Raw genomic sequence first — 12190 nt, forward strand, 5'->3', positions numbered from 1 at the left:
TCAATTTTGAACTTCGATGTGATGAAAAAAATCATGTTTTTGCTTTTGATTCCGATGTTTTTTGGATGTCAGAAAGATGTCTCGGCTACCCAAAAAATAAAGGCCAATAAAAAGTCGGAAGCCATTCTAAAAATCAATTTCCAATCAAGCGGCTGTTTTCATTTGAGAGAAGATTCGCTACAAATTCTCAAGGTTGATGACAGATTTGTTTCGGTCAGAGGAAATCACAAAAGGTTTGTTTCTCTTAGAGAAATCGAATACCTGGAGAATTTGGTCGAGCAACTCAAAGCGCTTCCGAAAGACGGGATGTGCACCACGACAGAGAAATTCGTCATCGATAGAAATGGCAAAAGCGACACGATTTCTGATGCAAATTGCAATTTTGACGGCTTTCAGAAACTCGAGAATTTCAAGAAACGAAACGGGCTATAAAACAAAAGGCATCCAAAAACGGACGCCTTCTTTATTTCGATTCGCGAGAATTACTGGTTCGTCGCGGCCATTTCTTTTTCCTGATTGATCAGATACGCCATGTTTTTGACGACGTTATCGTGTTTCTTGACAAACGGATTGGTCTCGTCCCAAACGTATCCGGCCAAAACCGCGCAGATCTTTTGTTTTACGTCTGGATTTTCAGGTCTGTGGAAGAACAAAGTCTGCAGATTTCCCGTGTACCATTCTTTTACGTAAGTCGTGAAAACGCCTATCCCGCGGCGCATGTAGCCCGTAAATTCGGTTTCCCAATCGACATTTTCGCCTTTTGATTCCTTGAGATACAACTTGGCGGCCAACATTCCGGATTCTGTCGCGAAACAAACGCCAGATGAAAAGACCGGATCGAGGAATTCGGAGCTGTTTCCCGTCAAGGCGAATCCGTCACCGAACATTCTCTTGACCGATCGGCTGTAGTTTTCGAGTTTTACGGGTTCGAACAAAAATTCGGCATCGCCAAAACGCTTGATGTAGAAATCGGAAAGTTTGATCGCATTTTTCAAAGCCTCGACATTGTCCTTGCTCTCGGAAAGTGCATTGATGAAAGTTGTCGGACCAACGACGCCCAACGAAGTCCTGTTGTCTGAAAACGGGATTACCCAAAGCCAGACCTCGGTTTCGAGAATGTCGAACGAAATCATCGTGCCTTCTTCGCCCGCCGGACGGTTTACGTCGTCCACATGAACAAAAATCGAGGAATGCGGATCGAGGTGAGAAGGGGTGTCGAGGTCGAGCAACCTTGGCAAAACGCGTCCGTAACCGCTCGAGTCGATGATGAAATTCGCGTGTATTTCCTTGAGATTTCCGTCTTTGTCCTTTACCGTCGTTACCGATTTTTTTCCGTCGAATTCCACGGCGATCACTTCCGATTCGAATTCAAGATCGATCCCTTTCGAGATACATTCCTTGGCCATGGTGTTGTCGAAATCGGCTCTTGGCACTTGCCACGTCCAATCCCAGCCATCGCCGTATTTGTTGGAGAAATCGAACACGCAAATTTCCTCTCCGCGAATGAAGCGCGCCCCGAGTTTTTTCTCGAAGTTCATCGCGTCCAAAGTCTGGAACAATCCTGCTTCATGAAAGTGATCCATCACGCGCGGAATGAGGCTTTCGCCGACTACCAAACGCGGGAATTTCTGTTTTTCGACCATCTTGACCTTCACTCCGTTAGCGTGCAGATAACACGAGGAAACGCAACCCGAAGGACCCGCACCGATCACCAACACATCGACAACTTCTTTTAACATCGGAATAAGTGTTTTTACGTTCTTAAAAATCTCTTAATTTATATTACATTTGTGGCCTCAAAATAAAGACAATTGAAGTTACGAAAAAAATAAACTTTGATGGTTTATTACGCTCTCTAAAATCTCGTTATTAAATGAATACGATACATGAATATCTAAGCCTTGAGGAATTTGAAGCAGTAGTATTCAACAACAACAAAGTGGCGATCAGTGAGGAAGTGCTGCAAAGGGTGAATGCCAGTTTTGATTTTTTAAAGGAGTTCTCTGAAAATAAGGTCATTTATGGCGTCAATACAGGGTTTGGGCCAATGGCGCAATATCGAATCGACGACGCCGACCGTCTCCAACTACAATACAACCTGATAAGAAGCCATTCTTCAGGAACGGGCAAGCCGATGAACCCGACTTTCGTTAAAGCGGCGATCCTGGCTCGTTTGAACACTTTGTCGCTCGGGAATTCGGGCGTGCATCCTTCTTTGATCCACTTGATGAAAGAACTTATCAACCGCGACATCACTCCGCTTATATTCGAGCACGGTGGCGTTGGCGCTTCTGGCGATTTGGTGCAATTGGCGCATTTGGCTTTGGTGCTTATCGGAGAAGGCGAGGTTTTCTACAAAGGCGAAAGACTCGAAACCCAAGAAGTTTTCGAAATCGAAGGCTTGAAACCGATAAATGTCGAGATACGCGAAGGTCTTGCGCTCATGAACGGAACGTCGGTCATGACGGGAATTGGCGTGGTCAACATCCACAACGCCAAAAAAGTGCTCGATTGGTCAGTGAAGCTTTCGTGCGCGATCAACGAATTGGTTCAGGCATACGACGATCATTTGTCTGCCGAACTCAACAATACGAAACTACACGCGGGTCAACAGGAAATCGCGGCGAAAATGCGCGAGAATCTGTCAGACAGCAAATTGGTTCGCAAACGCGAAGACCACTTGTATTCTGGCAATAATTCCGAGACGGTTTTCAAGGAAAAAGTACAGGAATATTACTCGTTGCGATGTGTTCCGCAAATTTTGGGTCCGGTCAAGGAAACGATCGATTCTGTTGCGGCGATTCTCGAAAAGGAAATCAATTCGGCAAACGACAACCCAATTATCGATGTGGCCAACAAACACGTTTGGCACGGCGGAAACTTCCACGGCGACTACATTTCACTCGAAATGGACAAACTCAAGATCGTCGTGACCAAATTGACGATGTTGGCCGAACGTCAGCTCAACTATCTGATGAACGCGAAAATCAACGAGATTTTGCCGCCTTTCGTCAATATGGGCAAGCTCGGATTCAACTTCGGGATGCAAGGCACACAATTTACCGCGGTTTCGACCACGGCCGAAAGCCAGACTTTGTCGAATCCGATGTACGTGCACTCAATCCCGAACAACAACGACAACCAAGACATCGTGAGTATGGGAACGAACGCGGCCTGCATCACGGCAAAAGTCATCGAAAACGCTTTTGAGGTTTTGGCCATCGAGGCGATTTCGATCGTTCAGGCGATCGATATTTTGGAACAGAAAGACAAGATTTCATCGGTTTCAAGAGAATTGTATGACGACATCCGTAAAATAATTCCGACATTTAGTCAAGATCAGGCCATGTATCCTTTCGTACAAAAGGTGAAAGACCATTTGACAAATAATTAGTATTTTAGCTAGTAACCGTTAAATCAACCGAATATGAAAAAAATATATTTGTTGCTGGTACTAGCTATCACTTTTGCCAATGCTCAGGAACTCGCTCTGGTTCGCAAGGATAAACTCTTCGGATACATCGACAAAACCGGAAAATTTGCCATTGAGCCAAAATTCAAGAAAGCCAAGAGTTTTTCTGACGGATTGGCCATCGTCGAAGAAAACGGCAAATGGGGTTACATTGACAAAAAAGGAAATTGGGCCATCAAACCAATTTATGACGATGCCAACGATTTCGATTCCGGGCATGCGATCGTGACTGTCAAAGAAGGAAAAGAGAAAAAAGTTTTCTACATCAACAAGAAAGGTGTCGAAGAAAAGGCGCCGGCAACAGATAAGTTGTTTGATTTCGTAGACGGAATCGCGATGCTGAAATCGGGCGAGAAAGTCGGGTTCATGAACGCGCAACTCAAAACCGTCGTCGAGCCGAAATACCAAATGATAAAGGAATTCAAGGGCAATTACGCAAGGTTCAAGAACAACGGACTTTGGGGAATTGTCGACAAGACCGGAAAAGTCGTCGTTCCTGCAGATTATGCTGACGTGGGCGATTACAACAAAGGAACCTGGGTCAAAAAAGGCGAGGCTTACGGCGTGATCAACAACGGAAAATATACTGAAGTCGACGGCGCGACCAAGATTTGGGATTGGGATGAATCCGAATTGACTTATGCCAAAAAAGGCGATAAAATAGGGTTTATCGACCACTCCGGGAAATGGGTGATCGAGCCGAAATTCGACAAAGCACGTGCTTTTCACAAAGGACTTGCGCCGGTTGCGAACGAGAAAAAATGGGGTTACGTGAATCCGAAAGGAACATTCGTGATCGATACGAAATATGCCGATGCCGAAGTTTTCAGTGAAGACGGATTCGCTCCGGTAAAGGACAAACACTGGGGTTTTATCAACGCCAGCGGCAAATTGGTAATCCCGACCGATTATGACATCAACATCGGCGGCGGATTCAATTTGTTCAAACAAGAAAAAACAGGGTTCGACGGCGGCTTGGTCCGTGTCAAAAAAGATAAAAAGTGGGCATTCCTGAAACCGGACGGTTCGGTTTTGGGCAACCAATGGTTCGAAAACGCCGAGCTTTTCAGCAACTGACAAAAACAAAAACCATATAAAGGAATGAAGTGTGCATTAGTCACAGGTGGTTCCCGCGGCATCGGACGCGCGATTTGCATAAAATTGGCAGCCGAAACCGAATATCACATCTTGATCAATTATCAGGCGAATCAGGCTGCAGCCGAAGAAACGCTTGCCGAAGTCCAGAAATTGGGTCGCACGGGAGAAATCCTCAAGTTCGACGTCGCCGATTCAGACGAGTCCAAATCAGTGCTGAATAACTGGCAGGAAGCGAATCCGGAAGCGACGGTCGAAGTCATCGTGAACAACGCCGGCATCACGCGCGACGGACTTTTCATGTGGATGTCGCACGAAGATTGGAGCAAAGTCATCAACACCAGTCTCAACGGATTCTACAACGTCACGAACTTTTTCATCCAGAAAATGCTTCGAAACAAATACGGACGCATCATCAACATGGTATCGGTTTCTGGCGTAAAAGGAACTCCGGGACAAACGAATTATTCGGCGGCAAAAGGCGCTTTGGTCGGAGCCACAAAGGCTTTGGCACAAGAAGTCGCAAAACGCAACATTACCGTGAATGCGGTCGCTCCGGGATTCATCAAAAGCGACATGACGGCCGATCTCGACCAAAAAGAACTCATCAAAATGATTCCTGCGAACCGTTTCGGGGAAGCCGAGGAAATCGCCGATCTGGTGTCGTTTCTGGCTTCCAGGAAATCGGGTTACATCACGGGCGAAATCATCAACATAAATGGAGGCATCTATTCATAAAATTACATCGGGAAAGAGATAATGAGCAGGAGAGTTGTAATTACCGGAATGGGAATCTGGAGCTGCATCGGCACGTCGCTCGATGAGGTTACGGAATCGCTTCGCCAGGGAAAATCAGGCATCGTTTACGACCAGGAGCGAAAGGAATTCGGATTCCGTTCGGCCTTGACCGGAATTGTCCCAAAACCCGAACTCAAGGAACTTTTGAACCGCCGCCAGCGCATTTCGGTAGGCGAGGAAACGGAATATGCGTTCATGGCCACGATCGAGGCTTTGAAAAACGCCAACATCGACGAACAATTCTTTCACGATCGCGAAGTTGGAATCCTTTACGGAAACGACTCGGTTTCCAAAGGAATCATCGAAGCTACAGATATCATTCGCGAGAAAAAAGACACGGCACTCATAGGATCAGGCGCGATTTTCAAGTCGATGAATTCCACGGTGACGATGAATCTTGCCACGATTTTCCAACTCAAAGGCGTCAACATGACAATCAGTGCGGCTTGCGCAAGCGGTTCGCATTCGATCGGGCTTGGTTATCATCTGATAAAAAGCGGATTACAGGACGTGATCATCTGCGGAGGCGCACAGGAAATCAACAAATATGCCATGGGATCGTTCGACGGACTCGGTGTTTTTTCACCGCGGGAAAGCGATCCGACAAAAGCTTCGCGTCCGTTCGATTCCAGTCGCGACGGATTGGTTCCAAGCGGTGGCGGTGCGACGTTGATTCTCGAAAGCCTCGAATCGGCGATTGCCAGAGGCGCAAATATCATCGCTGAGGTTATCGGCTACGGATTTTCATCCAACGGCGGACACATTTCCACACCAAATGTCGACGGGCCGTCAATCGCGATGAAAAAAGCGTTGAACGAAGCCGGAGTTTTGGCATCTGATGTCGATTATATCAATGCGCACGCGACTTCAACGCCAGTAGGAGACGCCAACGAAGCCAAAGCGATTTTCGATGTTTTCGGACCTGAAACGCCGCCCGTAAGCTCGACCAAATCGATGACAGGACACGAATGTTGGATGGCCGGAGCAAGCGAAGTCATTTATTCGATCCTGATGATGAACAATTCGTTCGTCGCGCCCAACATCAACCTTGAAAATCCCGACGAAGACTCTTCCAAATTAAATATCGCGCGCACCACGTTAGATAAGGAAATTAATATATTTTTGTCGAATTCTTTCGGATTCGGAGGAACCAACTCGGCCTTGGTCGTGAAAAAGTATACTAAAGAAAATGAATAAAGAAGAGATTATCGAGAAGATCAACGCGTTCATGAGCGATGAATTCGAAGTAGATGTTGAGGACATTCAGCCTGATGCTATCCTGAAAGACACTTTGGGATTGGACAGTCTGGATTATGTGGATTTGGTAGTTTCCATCGAGGCGAATTTCGGCGTAAAGCTTGTGGAATCTGACTTTGTCGGAATCACGACCTTCCAGACGTTCTACGACCTTATCGAGAAAAAACTGTTAGCGAAGCACGCATAACATGGCCCAATGGGAAGGCAAATCCAAAGGGACGGTTCTTGGCTATAGGATTTTCGTTTTCCTGATCAAGAACTTCGGCGTTCGGCCGGCTTATTTCATACTGTATTTTGTTGCGAGTTATTACTTCCTTACTCAAAAGCGAAGCAATCGCGACATGTCTTATTATTTCCACGATCGGTTGGGTTATTCCAAAGCCAAAACCCGTCGGGCGTTATTCAAAAGCTATTTTACTTTCGGACAGACGATAATCGACAAGGTCGCGATATCAGCCGGATTGCGAAAAAAGTTCACCTACGAGTTCGACGGAATCGAGATCCTGATCGATCTGCTCAAGAACAAACAAGGCGGCGTACTGATTTCGGCCCATGTCGGAAACTTCGAGATCGCCGAACAATTCTTCGCCGACATCGATCTCGAATTCAATATCAACATCGTCACCACAGATCTCGAACACTCGGCCATTCGCGATTACCTCGAATCGGTCACCGAAAAAGCCAGTCGCAAGTTCATCATCATCAAAGACGATCTGTCACACATTTTTGAGATAAACGCAGCATTGGCGCGCAACGAGCTCGTCTGTTTTACGGGCGATCGCTACTTTGAAGGCAATAAAGTGCTTACCGAAGCATTTTTGGGTGAAGACGCGAATTTCCCGTCGGGACCATTTTTGATCGCTTCAAGATTGAAAGTTCCGGTGGCTTTCGTGTACGTGATGAAAGAACCGAAACTGCATTACCATTTGTATACGAGACGAGCCGAAGTCAAGCACAGAGATGAGAAAGCACTTTTGAAAGAATACGCGAAAAACGTCGAAAGCTTCGTCAGGAAGTATCCGTATCAATGGTTCAATTATTTCAATTTCTGGAAAAAATAGGAAACTTCCGAGAGCTAACGGTTTGTCTTTGTTGAGAATAACGTCTGCGTAAGACAAATCTGCATTTTTTGGCTTACATTTGCGCGCGATAAACAAAAAGGGATGAAGAACGTTCTGGTCATTTATTATACCCAATCAGGACAACTTAAGGACATTGCCGCGAACGTTTCCAGACCGTTTTTGGAAAGTGGCGATTACCAGGTCGATTTTCACGAGATCAAACCCGTGACGCCTTTCCCGTTTCCGTGGAATAGCGACGCTTTTTTTGGTGCTTTTCCCGAATCTTTCGTTCAGGAACCAATTGCGCTCGAACCAATTCCGACACAAATCCTCAACAAAAATTACGACTTGATCCTGTTTCATTATCAGGTTTGGTATTTGTCGCCTTCGATTCCGATCAACTCGTTTTTGAAAAGTGACGAAGGAAAATCGCTTCTGAAAGGAAAGCCCGTAATCACTATTTCGGGTTCTCGAAATATGTGGGTTATGGCGCAGGAGAAAGTCAAAGTGCTTTTGAAAGAAGCCGATGCAGACTTGAAAGGCAACATCGCATTGGTCGACCGAGTCGGAAACTTGATCAGCGTTCTCACGATAGTCGAATGGATGTTTTCTGGCAAGAAGACCAAGAAATGGGGACTGCTTCCGTTGCCTGGCGTTTCGGACAAAGACATTTCCGGTGCATCGAAATTCGGACAGATCATCAAGGCGCATTTCGAGCAAAACACACTCGATTCGCTTCAACCCGAATTGGTAGAGAACGACGCCGTCCGCATTAGTTCTTACCTTGTTTTGGTCGACCGAACAGGGAATAAAATCTTTAATAAGTGGTCGAAATTTATCAAATCGAGAAAATCGGGGCGCAAATCGTGGCTTAAAGTATTTTATGTTTATTTATTCCTCGCGATTTGGGTTATATCACCTATTGTATATATCTTGCACCTTTTAACGTACCCGCTTAAAATCAATAAAATCAAAAGAGAAACCCTTTATTTTCAAGGGGTTTAGAGCGTTTGAGAATACACTATGTTTGAAGTATATATTACCAAAGCCGGTAAATTTTTGCCGAATGAAGCGATCCAGAACGATGATATGGAAAGCTACTTGGGAATGATCAATGAGACGGCATCTAAGGCGCGCAGGCTGATTTTGAGAAACAACAAAATCGCGTCGCGTTATTATGCTTTGGACAAAGACGGAAAAAGCACGCACAACAACGCTGACATGACCAAAAACGCAGTCGAGTCACTTTTCGACGACACGTTTTCGGCCAAAGACATGGAGCTTTTGTCTTGCGGAACGTCAACTCCCGACAACTTTTTGCCATCTCACGCCGCGATGGTCCACGGACTTTTGAAAAACCAGTCGGTAGAACTCAATTCGTCTACGGGCGTTTGCTGCGCGGGCATGAATTCCTTGAAATACGGATTCCTTTCGGTTAAATCCGGAAATACCAAAAACGCCGTTTGTACGGGTTCGGAAAAAGTTTCCACTTGGATGGTTTCCGATAAATACGAACAAGAAGTGACCAACCTCAAAAGTCTTGAAGAACAGCCGATTATCGCATTCAAGAAAGATTTTTTGCGTTGGATGCTTTCTGACGGAGCGGGCGCATTCCTTCTCGAAAACCAGCCAAAAGGCAACATTTCACTCAAGATCGAGTGGATGGACGCTTATTCCTACGCACACGAACTCGAAGCTTGCATGTACGCTGGCGGAGACAAGCAAGAAGACGGATCGATCAAGCCTTGGAGCGAATACGATCCATCGGAATGGGGAAAACAATCGGTTTTTTCGATTAAGCAAGACGTCAAATTACTCGACAAATACATTCTCGAAAAAGGTGCCGAAAGTATGGGCGACACGCTCAAAAAGCACAATATCACGGTCGATGATCTCGATTATTTCCTTCCGCACGTTTCTTCGCATTATTTCGTTGCCGGACTCAAAACCGTTTTTGCCGAAAAGGGAATTTGCCCGTCAGACGACAAATGGTTCATGAACTTGCAGCGCGTCGGAAACGTAGGATCGGCGTCGATTTACCTGGCGCTCGAAGAATTGCTCAATTCGGGACAACTCAAAAAAGGCCAGAAAATCCTTTTGTCGGTTCCGGAAAGCGGCCGATTCTCATTTGCGTACGCTTACCTAACTGTCGTGTAATGAAAGTTTTAGCCGAAAAAGAAGCCGTTTGGCAACTGATTCCGCAAAAGTTTCCATTCGAAATGGTAGACAAACTGTTTTCATTCGATGAAACGCAGGTCGTCGCCGGACTTTTGGTTTCCGAAGCGAATATTTTCACGACTGACGGAACTTTCCGCGAGTCAGGACTGATCGAACACATGGCGCAAACAGTCGCGCTTCACACCGGATACAAATTTTTCCTTTTGAAACAAGCCGCGCCAACCGGATACATCGGTTCGGTAAGTTCGCTTTCGATATCGGAATTGCCCAAAACCGGGGACGAAATCGTCACGACAGTCACAATTATCCAGGAATTCGGAGACATCACGATGGTCGAAATCTCATCATCGGTAAACGGATCGGAAATCGCCAAAGGCCAAATGAAAACCGTACTCGCAAAATAATGGTAGCCGAAATCGACATCACCAAATATCTTCCGCACCGCGCGCCATTCCTCATGGTTGACGTCATTACGCATTTGGAGGAAAAAGCGGTCGAGACGACTTTCAAGATTTTGCCTGACAATATTTTCGTTGACGCGAACGGACAATTCATCGAAGCCGGACTCGTCGAAAACGCAGCCCAAAACTGCGCGGCGATCGTCGCAAAAGGTTTTTTCGTCGATGAAAATCTCGAGGACAAAACCGGTGCGAGCGTAATCGGATTCATCAGTGCGATCAAGACTTTGAAAGTTTTCGAACTTCCGAAGGCCGGCGACGTGATCATCACCAAATCTTCTTTGATTTCCAACTTCGCAACCGACGATTACTGCCTTTGCACGATGCATTGCCAGACGTTCGTTGGCCAAAAGCAACTGCTCGATGGCGAAATCAACCTTTTCATACAACAGCAAGCTCCGACTGTTGTGAAATCCAACCTTTAGCGGTATTTTTGGCCGTTCGGATTTGTCCCGAAAACGACCGATATGAAGAAAGACGAAGTGCCGCAAGACGAGGGAAATCTCTCCAAAAACAATGTTCGCGAACTGCTCTACGCCACAGACGACCAAGGCAATTATACGACCGCTTTGAGCAAAGGCTGGGAGCCGAAATCGATCGCGCTTTCTAACGCCATGGACGATATTTCCGAGCGCATGGAATTGGCGAAGTCCGACGTAAAAGCCGGAAAAGCCAGCCCGATCGTTTATTTCATGGAAGCTTCCAAAATGGATTTGGGAATTCTGGCAAGTTACGTCTCGATGTGGCAATGGCGCGTAAAACGTCATTTCAAGCCATCGGTTTTCGCTAACTTATCGGACAAAGTCCTGCAGAAATACGCCGATGCATTCGACATCGACATCAACCAACTCAAAAACTTCAAAGCCGACTAATGGAAGTAGGATTCACGCACCATCAAGCGGCTCACTGCGAAAACGGAGTTGCATCAAATCTTTTGAAACACAACGGTTTCGAGATTTCAGAACCGATGATTTTTGGTATCGGCTCTGGACTTTTCTACGTTTATATCCCATTTTTGAAAGTCAACCACGCGCCGGCGATCTCTTATCGTCCGATGCCGGGAACGATTTTCAACAAAGCCGCGAAACGATTGGGCTTCAAGGTGAAACGCGTCAGGTTTTCTTCTCCGAAAGCGGCTCAGCAAGCACTTGACGAAAATCTCAAAAACAACATTCCGACAGGTTTACAGGTCGGCGTTTACGGATTGACTTATTTTCCCGATGAATACCGTTTCCATTTCAACGCCCACAATTGTGTGGTTTACGGGAAAACCGAAACAGATTATCTCGTGTCCGATCCGGTAATGGAAAACACCACGACGCTTTCTCACAAAGATCTCGAGAAAGTGCGTTTTGCCAAAGGTGCATTCGCTCCGAAAGGACAAATGTATTATCCGACCTCGATTCCAAAATCATCCGATTTGCCGAAAGCGATCGTAAAAGGCATCAAGGAAACTTGTCGCGATATGCTTGCGCCAGTGCCGTTCGTAGGCGTAAAAGGCATTCGGACTGTGGCCAAACTTGTCAGGAAATGGCCGGCGAAACACGGTGTCAAGGTTGCGAACCACTATTTGGCGCAAATCGTCCGGATGCAAGAGGAAATCGGAACTGGCGGCGGCGGATTCCGGTATATTTTCGCGGCTTTTCTGCAGGAATCGTCGGTTATCCTGAACAAATCCGAGTTAAAGGAACTTTCTTACGAGATGACAAAAATCGGGGACAAATGGCGCGACTTTGCTGTCGAAGCTTCTCGTGTTTATAAAAATCGTTCGTCAAAATCAGATGTTTACAATTTGTTGGCAGATGAAATGGTAAAAATTGCCGACCTTGAAGAAGCTTTCTTCAAAAAACTAAAAAAAGCCATCGCCTGAT

General features: G+C 46.1%; 14 protein-coding genes. 13 read left to right on the forward strand and 1 reads right to left on the reverse strand.

The annotated features are described in order from the left end of the window. Positions 1–21: 21 nt before the first annotated feature. Positions 22–432 carry a hypothetical protein gene (locus tag EOO49_RS06215; protein ID WP_290843816.1) on the forward strand — a complete coding sequence of 137 codons (411 nt, stop codon included), beginning with the start codon at positions 22–24 and terminating at the stop codon, positions 430–432. Positions 433–482: 50 nt separating this feature from the next. On the opposite strand, the gene EOO49_RS06220 is transcribed toward EOO49_RS06215, so the two are convergent. Next, a complete protein-coding gene (locus tag EOO49_RS06220; RefSeq protein WP_290843817.1) occupies positions 483–1739 on the reverse strand; it encodes an NAD(P)/FAD-dependent oxidoreductase in 1257 nt (418 codons plus the stop codon). Between the two features lie 134 nt (positions 1740–1873). Here EOO49_RS06220 and EOO49_RS06225 point away from each other — a divergent pair, with 134 nt between their 5' ends. From EOO49_RS06225 to EOO49_RS06280, 12 genes are all read left to right on the forward strand, one after another. Next, positions 1874–3394, forward strand: a complete 1521-nt coding sequence (locus EOO49_RS06225) for a histidine ammonia-lyase (protein ID WP_290843818.1) — start codon at positions 1874–1876, stop codon at positions 3392–3394. Positions 3395–3427: 33 nt separating this feature from the next. Beyond that, positions 3428–4549, forward strand: coding sequence for a WG repeat-containing protein (locus tag EOO49_RS06230; RefSeq protein WP_290843819.1), 1122 nt, complete (start codon positions 3428–3430; stop codon positions 4547–4549). 24 nt (positions 4550–4573) lie between these two features. Further along, positions 4574–5305, forward strand: a complete 732-nt coding sequence (gene fabG / locus EOO49_RS06235; protein ID WP_290843820.1) for a 3-oxoacyl-ACP reductase FabG — start codon at positions 4574–4576, stop codon at positions 5303–5305. A 21-nt stretch (positions 5306–5326) separates the two neighbouring features. Continuing rightward, a complete protein-coding gene (locus EOO49_RS06240) occupies positions 5327–6562 on the forward strand; it encodes a beta-ketoacyl synthase (RefSeq protein ID WP_290843821.1) in 1236 nt (411 codons plus the stop codon). Beyond that, a complete protein-coding gene (locus EOO49_RS06245) occupies positions 6555–6809 on the forward strand; it encodes an acyl carrier protein (RefSeq protein WP_290843823.1) in 255 nt (84 codons plus the stop codon). Before EOO49_RS06240 ends, EOO49_RS06245 begins: the two co-directional genes overlap by 8 nt. Position 6810: 1 nt before the next feature. Then, a complete protein-coding gene (locus EOO49_RS06250) occupies positions 6811–7683 on the forward strand; it encodes a lipid A biosynthesis acyltransferase (protein ID WP_290843825.1) in 873 nt (290 codons plus the stop codon). A 102-nt stretch (positions 7684–7785) separates the two neighbouring features. Next, positions 7786–8688 (forward strand): dialkylrecorsinol condensing enzyme DarA, encoded by a 903-nt coding sequence (locus tag EOO49_RS06255; protein ID WP_290843827.1) that lies wholly within the window; start codon positions 7786–7788, stop codon positions 8686–8688. Between the two features lie 18 nt (positions 8689–8706). After that, positions 8707–9840, forward strand: coding sequence for a beta-ketoacyl-ACP synthase III (locus EOO49_RS06260; RefSeq protein ID WP_290843830.1), 1134 nt, complete (start codon positions 8707–8709; stop codon positions 9838–9840). Further along, a complete protein-coding gene (locus tag EOO49_RS06265) occupies positions 9840–10265 on the forward strand; it encodes a hypothetical protein (RefSeq protein WP_290843832.1) in 426 nt (141 codons plus the stop codon). The genes EOO49_RS06260 and EOO49_RS06265 overlap by 1 nt, the downstream gene beginning before the upstream one ends. Beyond that, complete coding sequence (locus tag EOO49_RS06270) at positions 10265–10744, forward strand: ABC transporter permease (protein ID WP_290843834.1); 480 nt, start codon at positions 10265–10267, stop codon at positions 10742–10744. Before EOO49_RS06265 ends, EOO49_RS06270 begins: the two co-directional genes overlap by 1 nt. A 42-nt stretch (positions 10745–10786) precedes the next feature. Continuing rightward, positions 10787–11191 carry a hypothetical protein gene (locus EOO49_RS06275; protein WP_290843836.1) on the forward strand — a complete coding sequence of 135 codons (405 nt, stop codon included), beginning with the start codon at positions 10787–10789 and terminating at the stop codon, positions 11189–11191. Continuing rightward, positions 11191–12189, forward strand: a complete 999-nt coding sequence (locus tag EOO49_RS06280) for a BtrH N-terminal domain-containing protein (protein WP_290843838.1) — start codon at positions 11191–11193, stop codon at positions 12187–12189. The genes EOO49_RS06275 and EOO49_RS06280 overlap by 1 nt, the downstream gene beginning before the upstream one ends. Position 12190: the final 1 nt, after the last annotated feature.

Source organism: Flavobacterium sp. (genome assembly GCF_004295795.1).
Taxonomy (GTDB): domain Bacteria; phylum Bacteroidota; class Bacteroidia; order Flavobacteriales; family Flavobacteriaceae; genus Flavobacterium.